This is a genomic window from Syntrophorhabdaceae bacterium, assembly GCA_028713955.1.
Lineage (GTDB): Bacteria > Desulfobacterota > Syntrophorhabdia > Syntrophorhabdales > Syntrophorhabdaceae > UBA5609.
Window position 1 is genome coordinate 1 of sequence record JAQTNJ010000013.1, and the last position, 26909, is coordinate 26909.

Genomic DNA, 26909 nt, shown 5'->3' on the forward strand with positions numbered 1-26909 from the left:
GGAGGATATGGTTATGGCCCTGGCTCAAACCTCAATCTCAGCAAGGAGCAGACGGACAAGATATGGCAGCTCAAAGAAAAGCAGCGGAACGAGACATCGGCCATGAGGTACGAGCTTTTCCAGAAAAGGAGTGAACTGAGATCTCTGTATACGAACCCAGGCGCTGACGACGCCACGATCCTTGCCAGACAGAAAGAGATCAATGCCTTGAGGACGAAATTACAGGACAAGATGGTGCAGTTTAAACTCGACGAGAGGAAGATACTGACACCGGAACAATTGAAACAGATCAATGAGTCCGGACGTGGATTTGGCTTCGGTGGAAGAGGCTTTAGCGGAAGAGGCTTCGGTGGAAGAGGCTTCGGTCCCGGCGCATGCGGCAGACTGTAGTAGGCAGACTGTAGGGAAAGGGCTGGTCACCAGCCCTCCTTTCCCTTATGAGAAGGAGGTATACAATGAGAAAAGGTCTCTTGTTAATAATAATGATAATAACAGTAAGCTTTCTGACCGTTTCCTGCGCCTCGACGGGTTATAACACCCAGAAAGGCGCAGCGATCGGCGCCGGCGTGGGCGCCCTGGCAGGACAGGTAATCGGCGGCAATACGGCTTCAACGCTCATCGGTGCGGCAGTAGGCGGACTTGCCGGTGTTATCGGGGGGAATGCCGTCGATCAGAGCGTTACAAATGAAAAGATCGATGCCGCGTCACGACAACCAACGAGCACAGCCGCCGCGTATCCTGCGGGGGGCCAGTCCCTTGAAGGCCCTCCGGGACAGTGGGTTGATGTTCCCGGGCAGTGGGTCGACGGGAAATGGGTACCTTCCCATAAAGTGTGGGTGCCGGTTAATCCATGACGCTACTCATCCCATTCCTCCTCCTCCTCCTTTTCGTGCCCCCTCTCTACGGACAGAACTCCTATTCCGAGTTCGAGAGGGGGCTCGGACTCACCAATTCCCAGAAAACACAGGTGGAAGGGATCAGGAACAGATATATCAACGAATGGAGGGCGTTAAAACAGGAATCCATAAAGAAACGCCTCGAGCTTCAGGAGCTTAATAAAAATCCCGCAGCGAATCCTGAAAGGGTCGACAAACTCCGCAGCGAGATCGGGGACATAGAACAGTCAAGGGATAGCCTCTATCATCAGTACAGGGGGGAGGTATCGAGAACCCTTAATAAGGAACAGAGGGAAAGATATAACAGCTTCTGCGACACCGAGCAGAGACATGGGGTGCGCTCTTTCCGGCAGAGAAGGTATGGGAGATAAAAAGACAATACCCTTTCCCTCACTTCTATTTGCGATTCTTTTCCTCCTTATTACTATAACCGGCTATTTCCAGATCAGTGTCATCGAGAAGAACATCGAGAATCTCCTCCGTGGAGAGGGCGAGATCGTCTATACGCATATCAGGCGTGAAATAGATATCAACCTGGAATATCTCGACCTCCTTGAAAGGTCACCCACTATTATTACGCCGAATTTTCTCAATGCCATGATCTCTGATGAGGCTATTCTGGAGGACCTCTACAATCTCTTCAGCACCATGCAGGTCGTTGATGCCGGCAATATTCCCCTCTCCAATTTCGCACTCATCGACCCAAACGGCGATGTCATATTTAAAAAAGGTGATTTTACAATACCACCGGCATCATTGAAGATCCTTCTCACGAAAAGGCAGGATACGGTCCTCAAAATGCCTACGCATAAAGATCCCACGCTTGTTATGGGGATATGGGTGAAAGGAAGGATCGTTTTTTTCAGTATTGACAGGCAGGAACTGGACGCGTTGAGGAAAAAATTCGTTATTAAAGACATCCTCGAAAGGGAAGAACAAAGATTCAACGTTGTCGGTATTAAGATATATGACGAAAAGGGTTCGCCCTATTTAACGGTCACCGGCGAAAAGGCGAACACCTTTGAGCTTTCAAAGCCCCTTGATTCACACTTCCTGCCCGGATACAGGATGGAGGTTTTCATTTCAAAGAAACTTGCCGATGATACCTTGCAAAGGACCACGTTCAGTTTCATCATTATCCTCATCTTCCTTGCCATATCCGGAGCGATCAGCACATTCGCCATCTTCATCCTGAAGAAAAAACACGAAAAGAAGGTGGAAGAGATGGAAAAAGAGCTGGCGCTCAAGGAAAGGCTTGTCTCTCTCGGTAAGCTTGCCTCGGGCATGGCGCACGAAATCCGCAACCCGCTCAACGCCATCAGCCTGTCTGTTCAGCGGTTAAAAAGAGAATTCTCCCCTGCCGCAGAGAAAAGGCAGGAATACGATCAATTTCTCGATATCGTCAGAAGTGAACTGATAAGGGTCGACAGGATCGTAGAGGAATTCCTGCTCTCGACAAAAGCAAACATACCCTTCTCGCAAGAAAAACTTTATACTATTGTAGAAGAAGTGCTTATGATAATCAGAGAAAAGGCGGCCTCACGGAACGTGGATGTCAGGAACAACATCCATACCGATATTATTGTGGAATCACAAAAAGACAGGCTCAAACAGGCCTTTTACAACATCATTGTCAATGGCGTTGAAGCAATTCAAGCAAGCGGCGTCGTTGAATTATCCACAGAAAAGCATGGCGGTATGGTCGACGTCATTATCAAAGACTCCGGCGTCGGCATCAAAGAAGAAGAAAAGGATAAGATCTTCGAATATTATTTTACAACAAAGGATAAGGGGATAGGGCTTGGACTTCCTATCTCCTATATTATCATCAAAGACCATAACGGCGATATTAAGGTAAGCAGCGAAGAAGGCGCGGGCACCACGTTTGTCATAACGTTACCCTTGAAACAGCCCGTAAAAGAAAAGGGGAGCAAGAATGGATAGGGCACGCATATTGATTGTGGAGGATGAGGAGACCCAGCGGGTATTGCTCGGAGGTCTCCTGGAAAAAGAGGGGCATGTTGTTGCAGCCGCAGGAAACGGCGCTGATGCAATTGACCTGTACAGAAAAAATACCTTTGAGATAGTCTTTCTCGATTATAAGCTGCCCGACACCGATGGGTTGACGCTCCTCAAGACGTTCAAGGAGATAAATCCTGAAGTTGATATCATCATGATTACTGCCTTCGGGACCATTGAAAATGCTGTTGATGCCCTGAAGGCAGGCGCAACCGATTATCTGACAAAACCCGTAGACCTCGACGATCTCCTCTTTAAAATAAAAAAGATCGAGGAAAAAACACACCTTGTCCGGGAGAACAAGGTTCTGAAAGAGACACTGAAAGACAGGTTCAAATCCGAGAACTTCATATACCAGAGCGATGCAATGCACGAGGTGGCGAGTCTCATTGTGAGGGTGGCAAAGACCGATTCAACCTGCATCATTGAAGGGGAAAGCGGGGTGGGGAAAGAGGTTATTGTCAACCTCCTTCACGAATTAAGTGAAAGGAAAAACCATCCCCTCATTAAGGTAAATTGTGCGGCAATCCCGGAAACGCTTCTGGAGAGTGAATTATTCGGATATGAAAAGGGGGCCTTTACCGGCGCATACCAGAGAAAGGTGGGAAAGTTTGAACTGGCAAACAAAGGGACGATCTTCCTCGATGAGATAGGGGACATACCGCTTTTCCTCCAGTCCAAGCTTTTACGGGTCATCCAGGAAAAAGAGGTGGAAAGACTTGGAGGGATCCATCCTGTCAAGGTAGATGTGAGGATCATTACTGCAACAAACAAAGACATCGACGAAGAGGTTAAAAGGGGGACCTTTCGGGAAGACCTCTATTACAGGCTGAAAGTGGTGGCCATACCGCTGCCCCCCTTAAGAGAGAGAAGAGAGGACATCCCGCTTCTCATCGATCATTTTCTGAAAAGATTCAACGACAGGCATAACCGGAACATCAAGGGCATTACCAGCGAAGCGCGGGATGTGCTCATAAAGCACGACTACCCCGGCAATGTAAGGGAGCTTGAAAATGTCATAGAAAGGGCCATTGTCCTGACGAGAGGAGACTATATATCCAAAGAAGATCTACCGCTATCCTCCGCACAGACAGATAGTACGTCAGAAAAAAGGATGAAAGACACCGTTGGGGCACTTGAGAAGAGGATGATCACCGAGGCGCTTATCAATGCCGACTGGGTCCAGACAAAGGCCGCTTCAACGCTTGGCCTCAGTGAGCGGATGCTGAGATACAAGATCAAAAAGTATAATATCTCAAAATGAAAATCCCTTAACTACTTTATCATTGCCTTCCAGACAAGCTGGGTGATATCCAACACATTGAGTGGTGCCTTCTTTGCTGTTTTCGCCATTGTGAGGGATCTCACGCAGGAGGGGCATGCGGTTATTACTGTCTTTGCCCCGGTAAACAAAATTTCATTAACCTTACGTTTCGCAATACCAAGGGAGAGGTCCTGATTTGAGACGAGCAGGTCGCCACCGGAGCCGCAGCAGTTGGAATATTCCCCGTTGTCCTTGAGCTCAATAAAATCAAGACCCGGTATGCTTCTGATTATAGCACGGGGTTGATCAAATATCCCGCTCACTCTTCCGAGATCACAGGGGTCATGATACGTAGTGGTATCGTTCAATGCGTTAAGAATAATCCGGTTCTCTTCCATGAGTCTTACAATAAATTCTGTGGAATGTAAAACCTCAATGCCAAGATTCTCACCAGTGATATGGCGGTATTCGGTTTTCCACATCCGGTAGCATCCCGGGCAGGTCACAACCACAGTTTTTGCGCCAATAGCATTTACAGCCTCGATGTTATGTCTCATGGACATTGCCGCATCTGCTTTGTGACCGGCAGAGATCAACGGATACCCGCAGCACCACTCCTCACCGCCAAGGAGGACAAGATTAACACCTGCAGTGTCAAGAATCTGTATAAAGGATCGTGCAATATCCTGCACCATCGGATAAAAAGATGTGACACACCCCACAAAATAGACAATCCCGGCGCTCCTTGTGTTCTCAATGGCTGAGTGAAGCTTTACCCTCTTAGCCCAGTTTGTCCTCTGATCGTTCGGCTTCCCAGCGATATTGTGCGTCTCATTAATCATTTTTGTCATTGCCTTTAAACAGTCAAGTTCAATACCTTTCGTTACAAGCTCACTCCTCAAATCCACCCACATAGCCGGCGAATCTATAGAAACGCTGCACTCCACTGCGCACCTGCCACAGAGGCTGCACTCGAAGATGCTCTTTACATATTCGTGGGTTACTTGTGCACTATCCAGCGACCCGTTTGTGCGTATTTCATTGGTCATGAGAATCCTGCCCCGTGGGGTCGAAGACATCCACTCTCCTCTTGTGGGACAATAATTCATACAGTATCCGCACTGTACACAGGTCTCAAAACCGTGACGGAATCCATGGTCTTTTGCTGCTGTGATGCGTGCAGGAAAAACCTTATCCAGGTAAGAGGCAATCTTCATCCCTATATTGTAGATACCTGGTTTGAAGACCAAAGACGTATCGGGCCACATACCAGGATTCAAGATGCCTTTCGGATCAAGCTCTTTCTTTCTTCTCCGCATACCTTCCGCCCGGCCCTGAGACAGTATTGCCTTACTGTACGGGGCATTCCAGACCCCCACGCCCCCTCCCGGCCTGCCGCCCAGCGATAAGGCCAGCCTGAAGATCTCGCTCGGTACATGGAGTGAAAGGGCATGCTCTATGAAATTATTTTCATCCGTGATGAGCGTAAGTATAAACATACAATCTTTTCCGGATACAACATGTCCCAAAAATCCTATTGTTCTTTTGTTTAGTTGTTGCATATCCATATAAAACTGGTGCATTTTATCTAATGGGATATGTACCCCGATGGGCACAATTGTGGGAACAGCTCTTTTGATCCTGAGTATATTAAAACGTTGTTCCCATTCCTTGTCTGCACCTTCTCTTTTCTCGCCATGATACAGGGCAGTTATTTTCTCGATAAGTTTTTTACCCGTTTTAACCTGTTCTTCTTCGCCGTTACACGTGACTAATACCGTCCCCCCGCCCAGACCGATCTCTGTCACCTCATATCCCGATGCTTTGACGAGGGTAAGATACGTGTGGTCAAAGACCTCCACAGCATACGGATGAACAGACGAATTGGCGAGAACATAGACAAAGTCAGAGAGATTCCTCATGTCATGGAAATAGATAAGGTGGTGGGATTCAGCATCAGGGGCCTTTCTGGCGGCCAGCGACACAGCGGTGACAATACCAAGTGTTCCTTCCGTCTCACAGAACTGGTTAAGCTCTTGTTCCCCGGAAAACGTCTCCACTGTGCCATCGGCAAAGACCACCTCCACAGAGAGAAGCTGGTCACATACGGGACCGTACAGCAGGCTCCCTATCCCGAGACCGCTGCCCATCACCCAGCCGCCGATTGTGGCAGAGCGTGCGCTGGAGGGGTAGCTCTTGAGGGTAAGTCCCTCCTCTTTCAGTCTCCGGTCCAATTCCCACCAGGTGAGGCCCGCCTGGACAGTGACACGATTTGCAGAGGCATCAATTTCGGTGACTGCCGATAATCCCCGCAGGTCCAGTACGACACCACCTTTCTTAGGCACAGCACCAAAAAGACCCGAAGTACCACCTCCTCGTGGCACCACGGGTATATTCTTTTCAAAACAGTATCTCAAAAGACCGCTCACTTCTTCCACGGTCCCCGGCTTTACTATTGCATCAGGCATGGTCCTGAAAAAGGTCTTTACCCAATTGGGGATAGGAACAAAGTCGCCGGCATAGAACCGGCGCTCAAACTCACTGGTAGTTACCCTTTCACCGACAATCGCTTTAAGGTCTCTTTCTAATGTGCGCATATCCATCGATACTCGATCCTTACTCTTCTGCACAAACTGTTATCCTCCTCCCTCCCCCACGAGCGGGGGAAGGAGGAGGAATGTAGGGGGGTTATCCATGAAAAAGAGGGTATAAAAACCTGACTTTTTTATAGAGCTCTGCAGCCTTATATGAGCTTCTCACCAGGGGACCCGATGCCACTGCCTTGAAGCCCAGATCCAGCCCTATCGTTTCATATTCCCCGAACTCCTCCGGCGTCACAAAATATACTATTTGATGATGGTTCGGGGAAGGTTGCAGATATTGCCCGATCGTAAGCAGGTCACAATCTGCTTTGCGTAAATCTTTCATCACCCCTATCACTTCGCCTTTTGTTTCTCCCAGACCTACCATCAATCCGGATTTGGTGACAATATTTGGGTCTAATTCCTTCACCGTGGAGAGAAGCCTTACAGAACGGGCACATTCTGCCTGTGGTCTCACCTTATTGTAGAGGCGGGGAACTGTTTCTACATTATGGTTGATTACCTGAGGGCCGGCCAGTATAACTGTTTTCAATGATTCAACAGAACCACAAAAATCAGGGATGAGAACTTCAACGCCAATATCCCTGTCTTCCTCATGAAGCGCCTTTAACGTTTGTGCAAACTGCGAGGCGCCGCCGTCAGCAAGATCATCCCTTGTTACCGAGGTAATAACAACATATCTGAGCCCCAGGGCTCTCGTCGCTTCACATATACGTTGGGGCTCTTCTTCATCCGGCGCGACAGGCATTCCTTTCTTCACGGCGCAGAAGGTACAGCGTCTCGTACAGGTATCCCCCAGGATCATAAAGGTTGCCGTTCTCCTTGCGAAACACTGTCCCATATTCGGGCAGAGGGCACTCTCGCAAACGGTATGCAGGCCCTTTTTTCTGAGGAGCTTCTCCATGTCGTGCATTGCTGCCGGTTCAGGTATCTTCTGAGTAAACCAGGATGGGAGTCGTCTGTGCATCATCAGGTATGAATGGTTGTTTTCAAATCCACAGGGGCATCAAAGATCCCGGAAAAATGTGCAATCAACCGCTCTTTAATCGCACCTGTCTTCAATGTCTCTCCAAGGAGTTGGGACATGGAAATCGCCTCCCTGTCATTGAGGCCGCATGGATTAATAAGGGAAAAATGCTCCATGTTAGGGTTTACATTGATTGCAAACCCGTGCATGCTGACCCATCTCCGGATAGCAAGCCCGATTGCGGCGAGTTCCTTCCCGTCTACCCACACTCCGGGATGACTTTCATCCCGCCCGGCATCGATGGAAAAATCCTTCATCGTCCGGATAATCACTTCTTCAATATCATAGACAAATCTGCGGATATCCTTCCTCCTTTGCTTCAGATCTATAATAGGGTAACCGACGATTTGGCCGGGACCATGGTAGGTCACATCGCCGCCCCTGTCTATGAAAAAAAGGGAGACCCCCTCTTTCGACAATGCCTCCCTGGAGACAAGCACATTCTCTATACTGCCTGATTTACCGATGGTGATGGTAGGGGGATGCTCCAGGAGGAGGAGCACGTCGGGGATCTCCTCCATTAACCTCTGCCGGTGAAGTCTCCGCTGGACATTATAGGCAATACCGTACTCTACTAATCCGAGTTCCCAGACAAGGCTCATGGGATAGACCTAACGACGTTGTGTAAGAAAGTGGATTGCTTCACCGTTTACATCCCTCGCTGCCTCCCATATAGCCTCTGAAAGTGAGGGGTGGGCATGGAGTGTTGCGCCGATGTCCTCGGGGGTCACGTCGAGCCGTATGGCAAGCGCAGCTCCGGCAATAAGATCGGTCGCACCGGGGCCTACGATATGGACACCGAGTATCTGATGGTACCGTTCATCTACTATGATCTTCACCATTCCCGTCCTTTGCCCGAGTATCGTCGCCATCCCGTTTGCAGCAAAAGGGAACCTCCCGACATTTACCGTGTATCCCTTCTCGATCGCCTCCTCCTCTGTCATACCTACGGCAGACATCTCGGGAACTGTGCTGATCCAGTAAGGCACTGCACTGTAATCAACCTCTTTGTTCAGCCCCATGGCATTATCCGCGGCGGTGATTCCTTCCACGTAGGCAACCGGCGTCCACATATGCTCCATCGTCACATCGCCTGCCGCAAGTATGCCGGAGATGTTTGTCTCCATCTTTTTGTTTACGACAACGCCTGCCTTGTCATTGAGCTGAATGCCTGCCTTTTCCAAGCGGAGTTCACCAATGTTTGATTCCCTTGCCTCCGCCATGAGAACGTACTGTGTAGAGACGGTAACCGGCTGCCCCTTCCCGTTAATATCAACATGCAGCTCACCGTTATCATCTTTTATACCTACTATACGGGCATCCGTATAAGTCCTGATCCTGCTGCTCTTGAGTTCTTTTTCAAGGATAGCGACGATCTCGCTGTCAATCTGTGGGAGTATGCGGGATGATTCTTCCACAATACTTGCCGTTGCGCCCAGTTTTGAGAAGATTGTGGCAAGGGTAACGCCGATAAACCCACCGCCTACAACCAGCAGGGACTTGGGCAATTCAGCAAGGCTGAGCGCCTGCGTCGTATTGATGACCCGTGTCCCTCCGTTCTGAACAGGCATGTCCTTGCACCGGGAGCCGGCGGCCATAATGACCTTCCGCGCCCTGAGCGTTTTCTTTGTTTTATCTTTCAGGGATACCTCTATTTGCGACGGCGAAAGGAATCTCCCGATCCCTTCGACAAGTTCAACCTTGTTGGCGTTGAGAAGGAGCTTCACGCCGGCCACAAGGGTTTTGACCACGGTCTCCTTTCGCGCCATCATCTTTGCAAAATCGATTGATATGTCATTATAGGTTATCCCATAGTCATTTGCATCTTTACCCATATCAAACAGCTCTGCTGCTCGTGCTAGCGATCTGGTGGGGATACACCCACGGTTCAGGCAGGTACCGCCCAGGGTTTCGTTTTCAACAAGTGTGGCCTTGCCGCCAAGTTGAGATACCCTGATCGCTGCCGCATATCCTGCTGGGCCGCCTCCAATGATTACCACATCCCTTTCTTCCATAGTACCATCCTTTCCCTGATTCCGGAATTAAAGTAAAAGAAGACTCGGTGTCTTCAGGAGCCTCTGCAATGTCCCTAAAAATTGTTCCGCTCCAAAACCATTAATCGCCCTGTGATCAAAGGTAAGACTGTATGGCATGATCGGGGCAATGACAATCTTCCCATTTTCTACAACCGGTCTGTCTTTGATCGGCCCTGTCGCCAGTATTGCGGATTCCGGCTGATTGATGATGGGGGTTTGAAAGTAGCTCACACCTCCTTTCCCCAGACTGGTGAGTGTAAAAGTTCCACCCGTAACATCGTCGGGCGTAAGCTTTCCTGTTTGTGCCTTCTCCATTTGCAGCTTCACTGCCCGCGATATCTCAATGAGAGATTTCCGGTCAGCGTTTTTTACTACGGGCACGATCAACCCCTCAATTCCAATGGCAACAGCAACTCCAATATTTGTATCTTCCCATATTTTCAGTTCATTCTCGATCAAGCTACAATTTATATCACGGTGATTCTTGAGTGCCTTTACTATCACAAAAACCAGGATATCAATATAGCTGATTCTCACCCCGATGGTACTCTCCTGCCTCACTAAGGATTCCCTGAAATTCACCATCTCTGTCATGTCAAATTCACCCATGATCGTCATCTGGGCGGCCGTGGCAAGGCTCCTGTGCATATGCTCGGCGATCGACTTTCTCATTCCCCTGAGGGGTATCGTTTCCCTTACCTTTTTGCCCTGGAAGATTTCCGGTATTATCTCTTCAGGAGGAGGTGCCACCTCTTTCCGTTCCTCTATTGCCTTCTGGATATCCTCCCTGGTAATCCTTCCTCCGGGACCCGTTCCCTGTATTATCGTTATATCAATCATATGTTCCTCTGCCATCTTGCGGGCTACAGGGGTAATTCTGATTCGATCTTCCGGTCTGTCAGAGGCAGCCCCGGCAGGCTGTGTTTCGCCCCGGGACCTGACCGTTTCCGAAGGGGCAGCATTTGTATTTTCGGACAGCTCTTTCCGGAGACCTTCATACTCTTCCTTCGTTCCCGCAATGAGTCCAACTATACTGCCCACCTTTGCCTTATTCCCTTCTGCTACAAGGATATGGAGAAGGCCCGCTTCTTCAGCCTCAATGTTCCACTCCGTCTTCTGGGTCTCGATGACAAGGACGACGGAACCTTTCTCAACATGGCACTCTTCTTTCACCTTCCATTCCACGAGATTCACATCATCCACGGTCATACCAAGTTTTGGTATCACTATCTGTACTGCCATATCTTTATCCTCCCGGGATATCTATATTTTACTTTTCAACAAGCGCCCCGTACGCTTCTGCTGACATGAGGGAGCCAAGCTCGGCAGGGTTCGTCAACTCAACGACGATCATCCAGCCTTGCCCGTAAGGGTCCTGATTGACGATACCGGGGTCATCCTTTAGCATATCGTTTACCTTGATTACCACACCGCTCACAGGACTAAAAAGGTCATTTGTTGCCTTAACAGACTCAATCACCCCGAAAGGCTCCATGTGGACCACTTCGGCGCCTACTTCGGGAAGTTCTATAAAGACTACATCCTTCAACTGTTCCTGTGCATAGTGGGTTATGCCAACCCGTCCTTTGCGCATTCCTTCGATGAGAAGCCAAGTATGCTCTTCGTTGTACCTGAGCTCATCAGGACACATCTCGTCTCCTTTCAAAATCCTTAATACCTCCATTTATTTAAAGTGTCCGTTTCACCGCCTGAATGATCGAATCCTTATTGGGCAGGTACATATCCTCTAAGATAGGGCTTCCCGCGATAGGGACCATGGGGGCTGCAACCCTCTGGACAGGTGCATCAAGCAGATCGAAATACTCTCCGCACGCCATCGCCGCGATTTCTGCTCCGATGCCACCTCTTATCCGTCCTTCTTCGACGGTGATAAGTCGACCAGTCTTTTCTACTGATTTGAATATTGCTGCCTTATCGAGAGGCACTATTGTTCTCAGGTCAACGACCTCCACATTGATACCCTCCGCAAAAAGGTCCTGTGCCGCCCCTAATGCCTCGTGTACCATGAATCCTAAAGCAACGACTGTTGCGTCTTTACCAGATCTGCAGACCGCCGCTTCCCCAAAGGGAATTGTGTAGTCTTCCTCGGGCACCTCCCCCGATATTCCACCAAGGATAAGCCTTTTATGTTCAAAGAAAATTACTGGATCATTGCTGCGAATGGCTGATTTCAAAAGACCTTTCGCATCATAGGGCGTAGAGGGCTCCACAAGAATAAGACCGGGTGCTTGGATGAACTGTGACTCGAGACACTGCGAGTGACCGTACCCTGCCCGGACTCCACCTCCAACATTAGTTCGTATAGTTATAGGAATTGAATACTGGTTGCCTGTCACGTACCGCCACTGACCAAGCTGGTTACATAATTGATCCATCGCAAGCATTGCAAAATCGCAAAACATGATTTCCAAAATCGGTCGATAACCGTACATGGCAACTCCCATTGCAACGCCTGTAATTGCGCTCTCGGCTATGGGGGTGTTGAGTACCCTGTCTGGGCCGAATTCTTTTACCAGCCCCGCGGTCTGTCCAAAAGGCGAAATCCGCACATCTTCACCCAGGACAAAGACTTTGGGGTCGCGCCTCATCTCTTCTGTCATAGCTTCATTCAATGCCTGTAAGAACGTGATTGTCCTCCCCATTAGAGCACTCCCTTCTGTTCGTAGATGTCGGTTATAAAATCCTCTGTTGTGGGATCGGGGTCGGACAATGCTGTTTCTACGGCCATATCGACCTCCTCCCGGACCTCTGCCCAGAGCTTGTTATCCTGTGCGGAGGTTATGACCTTTTTCTCGAGGAGCTTCTTCCGGCACAGATCAATAGGGTCTCTCTTGGCCCATTTCTCAAGGTCTTCTCGTTTGACGTATTCAGCACGTTCCCCTATGAAATGAGCACCCATGCGGAAGGTTTTGTATTCCACGAGATAGGGTCCTTTTCCGTCCCTTGCATGTTTTACCGCCTTCTCTGTCGCCTTATAGGTCGTTTCTATGTCCTGCCCGTCTACGATCTCATAAGGGATGCCATACCCTGCTGCCCTGGGGGCAATGTCTTCCGTCGGACAATGTTCACTCATGTAGGACATCTCGCAGAATTGATTTGTACACACTGCAAAAACAATGGGGAGCTGCCAAAGAGCAGCCATGCACATCGATGGATGGGCATCGGACTGGTTGCAAGTGCCTTCTCCGACAAAGTACATGGTTACACAATTCTTGTTTTGCATCTTAGAAGCAAGGGCCGTTCCCACGGCAATGGGGAAATCAGACCCCAAACTTGCAACCAAACCAGGAATATTCTGAGTTCGGTCGGCAAGATGCAGGGTTCCCTTGCCTTTGCACAGACCTGTCCTCTTGCCTAAATATTCCGCCCAAATATCTCTCGGTCTCATCCCTTTACCGATATACTCCCCAACACCCCGGTGCGTTCCAAAAAGAATATCATCCTTAGATAACGGCGCGGTCACCCCTATGGATACCGCTTCCTGGCCAGTACCCAAGTGTGCATGGAGATGTATTTTCCCTCCCGCCAAAAGCTGGGCCCACTTTTCCTCCATAGTCCGAACAAGTAGCATCTTCTTGTATACTTCTATAAGTTTTTCATTCGGCAATTCCACGATAAGCACCCCCTTCTTTAACCCTCAACCACCAATGAAACGCTCCTTCTCACCAGCGAACCAATATGTCGTTCTAGCATTGGTCATCTTAATGATTATGGTAATTCACCCAATAATGCCAATCAATAGCGGGAATCCGTCAATTATGGCGAATATCGCTAAGTTTAGGCCAACAGGGTGTGCAGCATGAGTGGGTGCTTTCTGTTCGGACATCCTGCAGTCCACTGCGCAGAAACCATTGGGATAGATTAGTTCCCCCAAAAGATTAGCGTATTAGATTTGACCGTAATATGTTCTTCATCTATCGATCTTTATAGTAAATGATATTAAGAGAGTTTAACGATCACAGCTATCAGATACGGCCGGCGATAGATCTCATCCTGCAACCTTGTCATGAATTCCTATATTGTGGGGCATGGACGATGAAGAGAACTTCTGAAAAATCAGTGGTCCGTTCTCGTTATTCGACTTAGTTCGCAGGCTAGGCTAGTACGGTTCTTTACGCTTAGCTTCTCATATATGGACCTCAAATGATTTTCGACCGTATATTCGCTGATAAATAGTTTTTGTCCAATTTCGCTGTTCTTCAATCCCTCGCTGACGAGAAAAACGACCTCAATTTCGCGTTTCGTAAGCCCCAATTCTGCCAGTTTCTTGCAGGCATTCGGTTTGGATTCGTTCTGACCAAGAAGAATAACGGAGATCTCGCTGCCCCTTGAAGTCCTCACAACACGAAGCTGGAAAGGAGCCATCTCCACAGCGTTCTTTTCAGCAGTACTATCGTTATTCTTTATTCCAGCATCTCCGCCTCGCCCGTTTGCTTTTACGGGCTTGATGCATTGTCTATTGGGGTTATTTGGCAGAGAAATAAAATAATTCTGCCAGTTGTCTTCATCCGTATCCAAAGAAGATACCAGTTGCCTTGCCTCATCATTCATATAAATGGGTTCTAAGCGATCATCAAGAGCTATTAAGCCCTTATATGGCAGATCTGTGCAGATTGAGTTTATGATTTCCTGGACCTTACAGACCTTGTCAAAGAGAATAAACCTTTCCAACGCTGTCGATAGATAGAATGCTGCCTGCTCCATTTTGCTCTTTTCGGTAGATGAAAAATTACGCTCATTCTTGGACCGATACAGCGCCAAACCTCCGAGCAAAATCTTTCCCGACCTGAACTGCACAGCCAGCTCGTGGTGAATAGACTGAGGTTTTAAGGTCTCATTATAGTATTCAAGGTTTTCATAAGCCTTATAGGGTATCAAATCATCAACAGTCATAACCGTCTTGGCAAACGGTAAAGCCTTTAAAAATGGACTGAATTTATAGTATTTTTCTCGAAAGTTTCTCCAATATTTTTCAACTATGTTTAGTTTAACAACGCTGTTCAGATTGAATCTGTCCGGGCAATTCGGCCTGGCCAAAAGGAAGATGCCCTGTTCACAACCAAACCAGCCTGATAAAAACCTAAGTATCTCTTTGCGAAATTCGTCTGTGTCGGAACATTCAAGTGCGGTTCGAGATAGGTTTTCAATAATGGTGATATTTTTTATATTTGTCATAACGGGTAGCCTGCTTCACTATATAAATTATAACATTAACCCTATAACGCGTCAATCGAGGCGGCGGGTTTTCTGGCACGCTACGTGGGCGTGAAAGTTGCGAGTATATATGTGCGGGAGGTTCTTGGCATAAAAATACGACGACTTTTCGCTCTGACCGCGGTGAACTAATAAAACCCCGCCGGTTTTCCTCAAGTATAGGCTCAATATCAAAACCCATATCCTGCCCTTCCCATCATCCGTTACGGTCGCTTCATCTGCCTTGTCTTGGCCCACTGATTTCTATCCTGTCAAAAACAATAATCTTCGAGAACCACCATCTTCTAGACCTTAGTCGCCTTCTGGCAATATTGCATTCACTCCAGACTGGGGATCAATTTTTCGTGAGAGCCTTGCCCCCTCATGTGCTAGTACGGTAAAATCTACAGTCGCCAAAACTTTGTTTCCACCTTTTAGTCTCTGCCCGTCGGCCAACATGGTACCTTCTCTGTAGAAATGCCCTCCAAGGGCCATACCATTTTGATCGGCTACTACTCCGTGAAAATGGTAGAAAACCTCATCACCTTCCATAACAATAGGGCCCTGCATAGAAAGCAACTCAAGAGGACCTTCAAGAATCGTTGGCCCATCGTAGCCCGCATCCATTAGTCCACCAGGTTTTGATTTGATATAAATGAAACTGGCTTGCCTCAAGCTTCCTACACATGAAACAAGATTCCCTGAGGTGAATCCTGAGACCCGAAAAGCATCCTCTATTCCCTTGATAAAATCATGGCCAGGCAAAACTCTGCCGATCAACACCCTGTTGCCTACCACATAGGATACGTTCTCCATTTGTTTTCTCCTCGTCGCACTCCGTCCTTCTAAGAAAATTATTCACCAATTTATTCCGCAGACCGAATCTGGAAGTGAGAAAATCATGCCCATGTTCAATCCACACACATACCGAACCAGTTACCTTTTTATGTGCCTGCACACCAGCCAAAGATTTATACTCATTATGTTCGCTCCGATTATTAGCATCTGAACATAGATTACCGTCAGCCCCTCTATTACACCAAAACCATAACTGAGCCATCTCTCAACGCGGAATCAACGGCAAGACCACATGGGAAGGTCTCGCGCGATCGTGGAATATCGTTTGCCTCGCCACACGGGTTTCGGCATCCACACCAATGTCATGACCCGTATTCGGGTTACGGTCATACTTCGGAAAATTACTGCTCGAGATTTCCAGGCGAATCCTGTGCCCGGCCTTGAACACGTTGCTGGTTCCCATCATATCGATGGTGTATTCATAAACCCGATCCGGCTCGATTAAAGACGGGAACTCGTCCGAGTCTCGGTAGCGTGCCCGAGTGATACCGTCGGCCAAAATGTATGCCTTGCCGTTCGGCCACACATCGACCAGCTTAGCGGTGAAGTCGGTGTCCGGGGCGGAGGATTGGGCGTAAAGCTTCATCATGATCGGCCCGGTTACTTCCAGATCAGCCACGAGGGGCTGTGTGGAATAGACCAGTACATCCTTTCTTTGCTCAATTTCACTTTGGTCGATAGCGCCGGCATCTCTGATCAGACGTCCGCCAAGAGTCGGTACCGGGTCAAGCGGATCGTAGTGAAAAATATCCTGCGGTTCCTTCTCGGCAACTTCAGTGGTCAAAAAACCGTCTCCGCTGATTCCGTTGGCGTTGCCACCACTATGGAGGTAGTAGTTGGCGTACGCCGCTCTTGCCAGAGGCCACTCATTCTCGTTGCGCCAGACGTTGTCACCCATAACGAAAATCCGGACTGGGGGCTCATCAATGACACCGTTATCGATACCCTTCAACCAGTAATCGAACCACCGTAGGTAGACACCGATCAGGTCCGTTGCCGCACCTGTGGAGAGAATCCCAAAGTCGATCTCACCGACGACCGAGTTGAGTTCCACCCCGTGTACCCAGGGACCTATAATCAACTTAACGTTCTTTCTCGCGTGCTCCGTCCCACCCCGCGTCTTCATACCGGTGTAACTTGCCAATCCACCAGTTTCACTGGTGAAGTCGTACCAACTGCAAACGATGCAAGTAGGTACCACGGTTTTCTCATAGACGGCAAATTCCAGCTCTCGCCAGTATTCATCATTCGTAGGGTGCTCTAAAAAATCGAAGTAAAAATTCATGAGTCTGGATCTTTTGCCGACCGGCCATGCCCTGAGCGGCAAATAGCTGGCTTCCCGTTCCCTGTTGTCGAATGCGTTCAGGACTTCCCGCATGAGTCCCGGTAGCTCACTTGGAGCATGATATCTTCTGGCATGCATCGCCATGAGTCCGAGTGTCAGGAATTGGACAGTTTTCAACTGGAACACACCGCCTTTAAACATCATGTTTCTCGCACTCGAGGGCGACACCATCGGTGCCATGGCGACCAGGTGGGGCGGCTGCGCATGCGCAGACATCCATTGTACCGTTCCCAGGTACGAACCGCCGTACATGCCCACTTTTTGATTTGACCACGGCTGTGCTGCAGCCCATTCAACCGTGTCGTAGCCATCTAAAGCATCGTCACGGTGTGGATACCACTCCCCGTCGGAGGCATGGCAACCACGGCAGTCTTGAATTACCACTGCATATCCGTTTCTCGCAAACCGCATGGGATCACATGACATCATCACCACCGATGGGTTGCCTTTGTCATAGGGCAACCGCACAACCAGTGTCGGCAGCGGTTGATCAACGTTGGGACGATAAATATCTGCGCGCAGCACCGTGCCGTCCCTCATCGGAACTGCTACATTTATCTCAACTTTGATTTCGTGAATTGCCATGACTGCTGTCCCCCTATTCCTGACGCCTCATCAGTTCTTTAAAGTAACTATTTCCCAGCGGTTGCGCCTCATGACCGTTATCGTCTCTCACCGATGATTTTTCTGGCAGCTTCTACTGCTGTGTCGATAGACGCCTGTGCAGGGATACCGAGTTCCTCCATTGTTGCCCTGCTCAGGACTCCGGCAAATTCGGACAAGTCCGGTGATGCACATGCTAACAATACGACTCGGGCCCCTTTTTTCACGGCATTGCGCACCAGAGGCATTGCAACAGCCACGAGCTCTTCGTAATTAGGCTTCTTTTCCTCAACCATCCACTGATACACATCGATATCGAATATTTCAGTTGACACGTAGCTCTCCCAGAAACCCAAATCTTTAATCCGTTGCTCATTGCGGGGAGCCATTTCCGGGAGGTGGTTATGGATAAGCGAGAATCGTCCGTATGTTTGGACTGCCTTCGTATATCCCGACAAGGACATCCCTACGACCGGCATGGAAAGCTTTTTCCGGGCATCGTCGACTCCGCCATCACCCCAACTGGGGCAGATGGCCGCACCGTATCCCACACGGTCAGCTTCACAGTATGCTTGAAAAAGAGGTTCACCAATGATATGGCCGTACTTCTTCGCATATTCCAAGTCGAGTTCCGATACCGATTTTGGTACAAACAGTGGGGTTGATGAAAATCGATCCGCGCTCCAGACATCTACCTCTGGGAATTTCTTGAGATACTCCACAGTGTTCCGGAACCCGTAATGGTTCGATGGAGTATGAGACACAAATACAATCCTTTCTTTCAACAGCATCATAAGCCTCCTTGAATTAGTAGTAACTTATAGACGGTCTTACGAACGCTCAGTAAAATCAAGCTGCAGTCGCGTAGGACCGCTTCTTACAGGTCATTAATTAACAATCAGGTTCGGCATGTTTTACTATGTCACCGGGGTCCTGGGGAACCTCTACGCGTGCATACTGATAGCGACCAAGTGTGAGCAGCGCCAAACCACAAGCACACAAAAGTATTGCGGATACTTGAAAAGCTGGTATATACGATTTGAAAAGATCAAACGACCATCCATAAGCATATGAACCCACACCGCTCCCAAACCCAACTGCTCCCATCAGGGTTCCATAAATGCTTCCAAAGGCGACGACCCCAAAATATTTTTTAACCAAGAATGGAACCAGATCGCCTTCAGCCCCGGTCGCAACACCGACGAGGATTGCTGCCAGCGGTAAAATCCAGACAGACGGAAGTATATTGATACTGAGCAAATAGAGTCCTGTGGCACCGAGAAAGAGTGCAACGCAGGCAACTATGGGCGCGAAAATTTTGTCCAGTATGAAACCAACGCCAGTGCGAGCTGCAGCTATGCCGAATCCCATCCATGCTGCAGACTGTGCTGCAAATGCGGGACCGATTCCGCGATCGGTGGCATACGATACCAGATGAACAAGCGCACCCATTGTTATACCACCTGCAAACACAGTGGCAATGCCAATCACCCAAAAACGATAACCGGCAATCGCGTGGTAAAAGGAAATTCCTACTCCAGCATTAGTTATTTTTTTTGAAGCAAGGGAAGTCTTGTTGCTGCCGGGATTGGATTTCATTGCACCCGACGAGCGAAAGATCAACTGGTGTGCCGAGAGGCCAAACAGTAGAATCAATCCGCTGACGCACAAATAAGCCTGACGCCAATCCATGACCTCGATGAGCTTGCTTACGATGATGGGCATTGCCATTGAGCCCACGCCGGTGCCTATCGCCGCCAATCCCAACGCCATCCCAAGCCGGCGGTCAAATGCAAGGGAAATTACCGCGATGTATCCCGCAGGCGTTGTACCGACTCCCACAATGCCGGTGAATAATCCTACGGCAATAATGTAGGCGTAGCTCACTGGCGCCACAGAGACTGCCAAGAGCCCCAGAGCAAAGAGTACGACCGAGAACAGAATTACCTTGTTCCATCCCTTTCGATCAGCAATATAACCTATGAGAGGCGCGCCTATTGAGGCACCGAGCATTCCCACCATAGGCAAGACCGCGATATCCCCGCGGCCCCAGTTGAAGGAAGCCGCCATTTGCTTCAGGAGTATCCCCAAGGTTCCGAAAAATGCCGGCCCGAATCCACACGCGAGCCCTAATGCGGCGCCAAAAACGACGAGTACCTTTTGACGTGATTTTATTGACAAACCGTTCAGCATGACTTGTTAAGCCTCCTAGCCGAGGTGTGGCCAGACTCTGGCGGCAAGAGCATCAGCGGACTATCCGTATGTTCGGTCACGGACTGAACGGTGTAAAAAAAGTTAGACGATAACATGGCCAAACATCCAACTTGATGTTGCTTCCATATTCGAAACTGCTTTTCCCTTAACATGGTCATCCTTCCCATAATAAAATAAATTGAAGAACATTTGTTTACCGTTCCCACACCTCAGCTTTCCTACTTCCTGGCTTTGGCTTCGACTTTTAAAGCCACCGTACTATCATGCACGGACAGTGCCCTCCTAATCCCGGAGCGTAGAGCATAATGACAGAACCGCTTCGAATCGACCCATGTTCTGAAAGTTCAGCAAGAACATATGCGATATCGACATTTCCGCAGTTCCCTATCTTGTCGTAGCCCAGCTTCCACTTTTCTTTACCTATCCCCGCCTCTATCCCATCTTTGACCCATTGGTCATGCAGGGCAGCAACAGGGTGATGAATAATGGCTATGTCAATATCGGACAGATTTAAACCTGCTTTCTCCAAAGCTTCGTGAATGGTTGGCATCATATGGTCTTTACCAAGCAGCACACCAAAATCCATGGCCCATTGGTCCATTGTTAAAAATACGCCCGAATCTGCCTGGACCCCTGCTATTTCTTTAAGGGCTGGGTTCATAATCGGCGTATTCAGCATCCTGGAATGGTTATACCTTTCACCGCACGTTCTGTTCGTATAGGAAAGGAACTCGCACTTGAGATGCTGGGCAGAAACTATGGCAGCCCCTGCCCCATCTCCAACAAATTTCGCGGGTGGGCTTGTATGGTCAATTCCCCAACCAGTTTTCGCAATATCGTGACCGCAAGAGGTGACTACTGAGACAAGAACTTTTTTGTAGTGCCCTCCAAGGACAAGGTTCCAAGCCAGGTGTATTCCATCGACAAAGCTTGCACAGAAGTTCTGAATGTTGACAACTGGCGTATCTTTCTTAAATCCAATTTTGTCATGTATATACGTCCCAACCATCGGAAAGACCTGTTTCCCCCCGATATTGCCAGAAATAATAAAATCAATATCAGAAGGTTGCAGGCTGGCAGCCTCTAACACTTTTCTCGTTACTCCCTCTGCCATAATTTCCACTGCATTTTCATCTCTCAACTCCCTCACCTCTTCGGGCCCCTTGAAGAGCGCCAAATGCTCTTCGGGGATCAGACAATCAAGGTACGACCGTTCCTCTCTTTTCACGATGGTTTCCGGGAGATATGACACCACTGCTTCCAATCCGACTTTCATCTACTGCCTCCTTTGCGTAAACGTTTGACACTATTTCACTGCGTCCTGCAAACTGGTGATATCAAACTTGTTGCGCTGTGACCAACCCACGGTGGGCATGAAGTAGGCCTGGTTGATTGAGGTGTGCACGTCCAGATGATCCTGTATAAGCTGCTTTGTCATGGAGTGTATTCCTGTCCCGGTGTCATAGTAAGAGAGATGAGTATAAGTACGCCACAGGCGTCCCTTCTGGTCGTACATCTCTGCATGAAGGATCTGAAATGTCTCCTTATCCACGTAGATCATACGCTTGCTATAAATGAAATTTTTGTCCAATTGCGTCAGCTTCAACACGACCACCGGTCGGCGTTCGAACTTGAGGCCGTGCCACTCTGCACCTTTTGAAGTAAGGTAATCAGACCCATCAATGGTGTAAGGGAAGAGATATTCCCGGTCTTCGACTATCTCGTACTTATAGGGATATAGGGTAGGGGACATTTTTTGTGAAAAACCAAAGCTATCCAAATAGGTGTAATCCGACCCCCCCGTAGTATCCTGGGTATCGGTATTCGACAGCTTTCGCACTCGCCTCAGTGCCCCTATATACATGAATATCGTGTCTAACTTGTCGACATCATTGTAGTATGTTGAAAGCAAGGCGTCACCAAATCTGTCCCGAGGAGCATAAAACTCAACACGGAAATTCAGGGTCTCATCCCTCGCCTTTGCCCGCTCATCAAAAAAGCCATCAGGTCTGGTCGGCGTTACCGCCCGGCCCTGAAGTCGTAAATAACAAATTATACCTTTTGACCCGTAGTCCGGCTTAAGGTTCTTGCTAAATCCTGTCTGACGAATAACGCCGTAGCTATCCTCGCCAGTTATGTAGTTCTGCCTATTGTTATACAGATATTGCTGGGCTGCGAACTTCCCCGATGGCTTCGGAAAGGGGAAACCCGGGCGCAACGTCTTGCTGATTAAGTATCCCTTTTCATCAAGCTTCGCCTGCCCCGCGTTGTCTTTTGTCGCCTGGGCAATTTTCAGGTTCCACGGGTACTGCCGGGTGGGAACGATCTCCATTTCAGGAAAATTTCCGGCAAGAGAAGGAGCAACCCCTGGCTTAAAGCGTTCATATAATGCCGGCACCATAAGGGCCTTGAGCCCCGGGTATTTCTCTTTATCATTATAGGAATACTTCCCCGGTTTTATCTCCGGTGCGATCTTGCCGACCACATCGGGTGCCTTGAACCCAATGGTCTCAGCCCAAAGCCTTTTCGTGACCTCGGGATCAGACGCATACACGGCGTACTGCTCGGGAGGCATATTCTTCTTCCAGCTCCAGTTTGTAAACACCGGCCTCGGATCATCAAAGTAGCGTTTGTGCTTGTCAAACTCCGGATGGATGATCCTCTCCACCACATAGTCCCGTTCCGCACTCCATAGGGGTAACGCAATCGAACACAATACAACCGCGATGAACAAAAAGAATGTCCCAAATGTTTTAATCTTTTTCATTATTTCCTCCTCCTGTAAGAGAACGTTTTTGTCCTCCAGCCTGCATCAGGCTAATTGAACGTGCGCACTACCTTCAGGAACATATAATCTTTGTGCTCCATTGGGTTGAGCCCGGCCCCATTCTTGTTTCCGCTCACCAAGATTGCTGCTCCGACATAGCGCCATTCGTTGTTGGGCTGGTAAGTTAGCTGAAATCGGAACATGTCTGCCAGATTGTTATGATCGTGCTGCCAGACAACCTGTGGGGTTATCCTGTTATGCCAGTAGGATGTTTGCAACATCATGAGGGTCGTGTAATTGTTTTCGTAGACATTATTCGCCAGTCCGTATATTGCCCCTGCATATTTAGGATAATCCAATATTTTCCTGTGATAGAACTGGCCCGTGATACTGAAATAGTTTGTCGGGTTGAGGAAGGGCACCTTAAACTTCCAGTCTACGGCACCTGCCCAGCGTATCTCGTCATGCTGCTCGAAATAGTTCTTCGCATTCAAGAAGGTATTGTTGAATGCGTAGAATCCTTCCCACCTGATGGTGGGGGATACGCCTCCAAGAAAATCTGCCTTCACAGACGTAATATCCCTCGAAAAGGTGGCGCCCACGTACCTGAAAAGAGGGTATTTGCCAACCTGAGTGGGATGAACGAGCCGCGCTCCGTCGTCATCCGTCGTAAAAGTGGGAGCAACGGGCGCGTTCTTCAACACCGGGTCCTTGTCAAGACCGTAATAGTAGTTAAGGCTGACAATAGCGTCATAAATTACCGCCCTGACCCTTGCGGCATATTCAAACCCGTCGGAACTGAAAGCGTTGACCTTGTCAATACTCTTTGTAATTGAGCCGACCCTCATATTGGGCCCGGCCACAACATAGGGTGCCCAGATACCTGAAACGTCATTCCCTGGCCCCACGGGTTGATTACGAATGAACTCTACATTGGGGTTAAACACGAAATCATACCCCAGATCCTGAAGCCACGTTGGTTTGTTCTTCTGGCTGTATCCGAGCCTCACGAGCCATATGGGAATCCTCGATGTCTCAAGCTCCACGTCCGCCAGTACACGGCGCTGATCCAGGGGGTTGATCTGGTCCATGATGCGGACCCCATCCGTCTCTCCCCAGACGACAACCTGTTTTCCCACGCGGACAAGGCCGTTGGGCGGCGTCCAGGTGAAATGGGCCTCTTTCAGGAGCTGCCAGTCTTGATTATCCATGTAGAGATATCTGCGCGACTTGGCAAATCCCTTGTCATTCCATGCCGACTCGTTGCTCTTGATATCATAGATCCAGTCCATGGAGAACATGCCCGACACAAAGAGTTTCGTATTGTCGGTAGGCTGGTATGCGGTTTCCAACAAGACGTTGGTGAGTGCGCCGTTGAGACCCCGCTCGAAGTCGGGGTAGCTCTTGTCGTTCAAACTGAACTGCGCATTCTGTGTCAGGTACCCTATGACTCTGAGCGGCTTCCCGCCGATCATGATCTCATAGGCGCCAGCCGTACTTACCAGCAAGAACAACATCGTCAAGCCGATACAAAAGCCATAGCTTGTCTTTTTGATCTTCATATCCCCTCCTTATTTTAGGTCTGTAAGCTGCTCTTCCCCGGAGTGATGCTTTTGTACCCGACTCACAAAACCTCTATCTCTTTGCCAATGTAGGCTCTATCACCCCCTTTATATTCTCTGCGGGGACTGTGGCACCCCTGCTTATAAAACGTGGCTTAATGATATAGATCATGAGAGGATGGAGCGTCAGTGTAAGTATCACGTTGACCCCCATGATCATGGAGAGAAAAAAACCTACCTCTGCTTGGAATTTCATGTCAGAAAAGAAATACCAGGTAAGGATTGGGAGGATGACAGTGATGCCCGTATAGACCACAGCCTTGCCGCAGGTACAGATGGACTGTATGATTGTCCCGTACCAGTCTCCGTTCTGGAGAGAAAACTCTTCCTGGCAGCGGCTGTAAAGATAGATCGCGAAATCTACTCCCACTCCCACTCCTATGGCCGCGATAGGGAGCGTATTGATGGAAAGACCAATCCCCTTCATGGCCATGTACGCGGCTGCCACGCTGTTCGCGAGGAGCAGGGGAAGGGTAAGCATCAGGCCTGCAACTATCGACTTGAACGACAACACGCAAAGGATGAAGATGGCGGCGAGGACGGTAAGGTCGATGATGATGTGAGACCTCTTCATCTCCTCGTTGAGGGCTATCTCCATACCAACCCGGCCGCCGGCAAGCAGGAACTCCCCTTTGTCCGTTTTCATGGGGTGAGTCTTGAAAAACCCATAGGCAGCATCACGGATGCGCATTAGGTTATCTGAGGTGTGATCGGAGAAATAGAGGCTGATCTGGGATCTCTCCAGTATCCCATCGACAAAGCGGGCCAAGGTGGATTTGTCGGTATTTGCCCGCACCTGCCCCATGAGGCCGGACAGGAGAGCTTCTTGGCGGGGCAACTGATACCACAGCTTATCCCCGTCATGGAGGGTCATATTGATCATCTTCACCATATTGATGAGGGAGGTTGACGACTTGTAGATGTCCGGGAGTTCCTGTTTCATATGGCGGCTAAAAGCCTCGAAGGTGTTGAGGATCGCCGGGTCATAGACGGAGTTCGGCTGGCCCTCGTAGAAAAGCATTAAGTTCTCCGAAGAGGCGTCGAAGGTCTTATCGATCACGGCCTGATCCTTGTTGTAGGTATGGCTCGCATAGAAGATGGGGGAGCCGGGGGTGGGATCTCCGATCTTAAGCTTCCCCATCTGCCAGAAACAGAAGACGGCAAGGAGAATGATCAGAGCCCCCACCACAAACCTGCTCCGGGGACCGATGGCAAAACCGGTGATCTTCATCATGATCCTGGCCTTCCAGTCGACCTGACATTTAGCCTTGTCCCACTCCTCGCTTTTAACCTTGAGGGGGATGAGGCTGCAGACGATGGGAACCAGGACCCCTGTCATGATGATGCTCATCATCCAGAAGGTCATGATAATAGCGAGATGCTGCATAAGGACGATCTTCGCGAGGAAGAGCACGGAAAAGCCTGCGGCATCGGTGGCAACTGCGGCAAAGTTGGGGACGAGCATGGTCCGCATGGTCTCGTAGCAGGCCTTGAAGCGATCACCCCCGCTGCCGTTCAGTTCCTCGAAGTAACGGTAGGCGATCTGGTGCGAGTTGCCGATCATGCGGGAGCCTACAAGGAAGGCAAGGACATAGAGCATGGGGCTGAAATTGATCCCTGTGAAGCCGATGAACCCCAGACCCCAGACGGTGAGTATCCCGGCATTCACAAGGGGTGAGATCATGCCCGGGAAGTTGAGGAAGACAAGCCAGAGAACCAGGGCTATGGCAGCGATGCTGATGCCGAAAACTACGAACATCTGCGTCTTCATGTTGTAGATCCAGCCCATGAGCATGGGATATCCCACAATATGGACCGAGGTATTGGCATCGCCGTACTTTTGCACCAACTGCCGGAGGAGGGCGAAGGCCCTCTCGTAAGAGATATTTTCCTTGAACTCGGTGACGAGAAGCACCCCGGTGCCGTCCCTTGAGACAAGCATCCCATTGTATGCGGGAGAGGAAAATATGTTCTTCTTCAGTTGCGCCATATCCTGGGGTGTCGCCGGGATATCGGGCCACATGAGGGGGTTGATCTTGATCTCACCCCGTGCCAGGGTCTTCACCACCTTTATGGAGCGACTGGCGATGGAGATCGTGAGGGGGCGGTAGACCTCATCCCACATCTCGACCTCTTCCTGCATGGCCTTCAGCTTCTTGAGGGTGCCCTCGTTGAATACGTCCCCTGCCTTGACCTTGAGGGCAATGACAGCCCCCGAGCCCCCACTCCCGAAGATCTTGGAGAACTTCGCATGGAGCTTAAGATAGGGATGATCATAGGGAAGCATGTCCCGGAGGATGACCTCACCCCGGATTTGGAAAGCGCCATATAGAAAAACCCCGGTGATGGCCAGAACAGCCAGGAAGAATGTCAGTCTGTGGCGTGCCAGGAGCCAGGAGAACTTATCCAGCATGGTTCGATGATCGTTATTCATGTTTTCG

22 protein-coding genes are annotated in these 26909 nt (G+C 49.4%); 5 read left to right on the top strand and 17 right to left on the bottom strand.

Annotated elements, in window-relative coordinates; all coding sequences use genetic code 11:
* From PHU49_02355 to PHU49_02375, 5 genes are all read left to right on the top strand, one after another.
* Positions 1-390: Spy/CpxP family protein refolding chaperone (locus tag PHU49_02355; GenBank protein MDD5242836.1), on the top strand; the 390-nt coding region annotated here is incomplete at its 5' end.
* A gap of 65 nt (positions 391-455) precedes the next feature.
* Positions 456-854, top strand: coding sequence for a YMGG-like glycine zipper-containing protein (locus tag PHU49_02360; GenBank protein ID MDD5242837.1), 399 nt, complete (start codon positions 456-458; stop codon positions 852-854).
* Positions 851-1267 (top strand): periplasmic heavy metal sensor, encoded by a 417-nt coding sequence (locus PHU49_02365; GenBank protein MDD5242838.1) that lies wholly within the window; start codon positions 851-853, stop codon positions 1265-1267. Before PHU49_02360 ends, PHU49_02365 begins: the two co-directional genes overlap by 4 nt.
* Positions 1257-2840: an ATP-binding protein gene (locus PHU49_02370; GenBank protein MDD5242839.1), complete on the top strand. Its 1584-nt coding sequence runs from the start codon at positions 1257-1259 to the stop codon at positions 2838-2840. Before PHU49_02365 ends, PHU49_02370 begins: the two co-directional genes overlap by 11 nt.
* Positions 2833-4179 (top strand): sigma-54 dependent transcriptional regulator, encoded by a 1347-nt coding sequence (locus tag PHU49_02375; protein ID MDD5242840.1) that lies wholly within the window; start codon positions 2833-2835, stop codon positions 4177-4179. Before PHU49_02370 ends, PHU49_02375 begins: the two co-directional genes overlap by 8 nt.
* 11 nt (positions 4180-4190) lie before the next feature.
* Here the strand turns inward: PHU49_02375 and PHU49_02380 are convergent, their stop codons facing one another.
* The 17 genes from PHU49_02380 to PHU49_02460 all read right to left on the bottom strand — a co-directional run bounded on the left by PHU49_02380 (position 4191) and on the right by PHU49_02460 (position 26902).
* The gene (locus PHU49_02380; protein ID MDD5242841.1) at positions 4191-6809 is read right to left on the bottom strand and encodes an FAD-binding and (Fe-S)-binding domain-containing protein; all 2619 of its coding nucleotides are present in this window, start codon (positions 6807-6809) and stop codon (positions 4191-4193) included.
* 58 nt (positions 6810-6867) lie between these two features.
* Positions 6868-7752, bottom strand: a complete 885-nt coding sequence (lipA, locus tag PHU49_02385) for a lipoyl synthase (protein ID MDD5242842.1) — start codon at positions 7750-7752, stop codon at positions 6868-6870.
* Positions 7752-8411 (bottom strand): lipoyl(octanoyl) transferase LipB, encoded by a 660-nt coding sequence (gene lipB, locus PHU49_02390; GenBank protein MDD5242843.1) that lies wholly within the window; start codon positions 8409-8411, stop codon positions 7752-7754. Before lipB ends, lipA begins: the two co-directional genes overlap by 1 nt.
* A gap of 9 nt (positions 8412-8420) precedes the next feature.
* Entirely contained in the window at positions 8421-9824 is a 1404-nt protein-coding gene (gene lpdA, locus PHU49_02395) for a dihydrolipoyl dehydrogenase (GenBank protein MDD5242844.1), read from the bottom strand.
* Between the two features lie 27 nt (positions 9825-9851).
* Positions 9852-11087 carry a dihydrolipoamide acetyltransferase family protein gene (locus PHU49_02400; protein MDD5242845.1) on the bottom strand — a complete coding sequence of 412 codons (1236 nt, stop codon included), beginning with the start codon at positions 11085-11087 and terminating at the stop codon, positions 9852-9854.
* A gap of 28 nt (positions 11088-11115) precedes the next feature.
* On the bottom strand, positions 11116-11511 hold the full coding sequence (gcvH, locus tag PHU49_02405) for a glycine cleavage system protein GcvH (GenBank protein ID MDD5242846.1): 396 nt from the start codon (positions 11509-11511) through the stop codon (positions 11116-11118).
* Between the two features lie 22 nt (positions 11512-11533).
* The gene (locus PHU49_02410) at positions 11534-12508 is read right to left on the bottom strand and encodes an alpha-ketoacid dehydrogenase subunit beta (GenBank protein MDD5242847.1); all 975 of its coding nucleotides are present in this window, start codon (positions 12506-12508) and stop codon (positions 11534-11536) included.
* Complete coding sequence (locus tag PHU49_02415) at positions 12508-13479, bottom strand: thiamine pyrophosphate-dependent dehydrogenase E1 component subunit alpha (GenBank protein ID MDD5242848.1); 972 nt, start codon at positions 13477-13479, stop codon at positions 12508-12510. Before PHU49_02415 ends, PHU49_02410 begins: the two co-directional genes overlap by 1 nt.
* A gap of 443 nt (positions 13480-13922) precedes the next feature.
* Positions 13923-15041 (bottom strand): helix-turn-helix transcriptional regulator, encoded by a 1119-nt coding sequence (locus PHU49_02420; GenBank protein MDD5242849.1) that lies wholly within the window; start codon positions 15039-15041, stop codon positions 13923-13925.
* Positions 15042-15371: 330 nt separating this feature from the next.
* On the bottom strand, positions 15372-15875 hold the full coding sequence (locus tag PHU49_02425) for a DNA-binding protein (GenBank protein MDD5242850.1): 504 nt from the start codon (positions 15873-15875) through the stop codon (positions 15372-15374).
* Between the two features lie 247 nt (positions 15876-16122).
* Complete coding sequence (locus tag PHU49_02430) at positions 16123-17847, bottom strand: CocE/NonD family hydrolase (GenBank protein MDD5242851.1); 1725 nt, start codon at positions 17845-17847, stop codon at positions 16123-16125.
* A gap of 77 nt (positions 17848-17924) precedes the next feature.
* Positions 17925-18659, bottom strand: a complete 735-nt coding sequence (locus tag PHU49_02435) for an aspartate/glutamate racemase family protein (GenBank protein ID MDD5242852.1) — start codon at positions 18657-18659, stop codon at positions 17925-17927.
* 97 nt (positions 18660-18756) lie between these two features.
* Positions 18757-20058, bottom strand: a complete 1302-nt coding sequence (locus PHU49_02440; GenBank protein ID MDD5242853.1) for an MFS transporter — start codon at positions 20056-20058, stop codon at positions 18757-18759.
* Positions 20059-20323: 265 nt separating this feature from the next.
* On the bottom strand, positions 20324-21355 hold the full coding sequence (locus PHU49_02445; GenBank protein MDD5242854.1) for a ketoacyl-ACP synthase III family protein: 1032 nt from the start codon (positions 21353-21355) through the stop codon (positions 20324-20326).
* A 30-nt stretch (positions 21356-21385) separates the two neighbouring features.
* Entirely contained in the window at positions 21386-22846 is a 1461-nt protein-coding gene (locus PHU49_02450; protein MDD5242855.1) for a DUF1329 domain-containing protein, read from the bottom strand.
* Positions 22847-22896: 50 nt separating this feature from the next.
* On the bottom strand, positions 22897-24408 hold the full coding sequence (locus PHU49_02455; protein ID MDD5242856.1) for a hypothetical protein: 1512 nt from the start codon (positions 24406-24408) through the stop codon (positions 22897-22899).
* Between the two features lie 73 nt (positions 24409-24481).
* Complete coding sequence (locus PHU49_02460; protein ID MDD5242857.1) at positions 24482-26902, bottom strand: MMPL family transporter; 2421 nt, start codon at positions 26900-26902, stop codon at positions 24482-24484.
* Positions 26903-26909 lie beyond the last annotated feature (7 nt).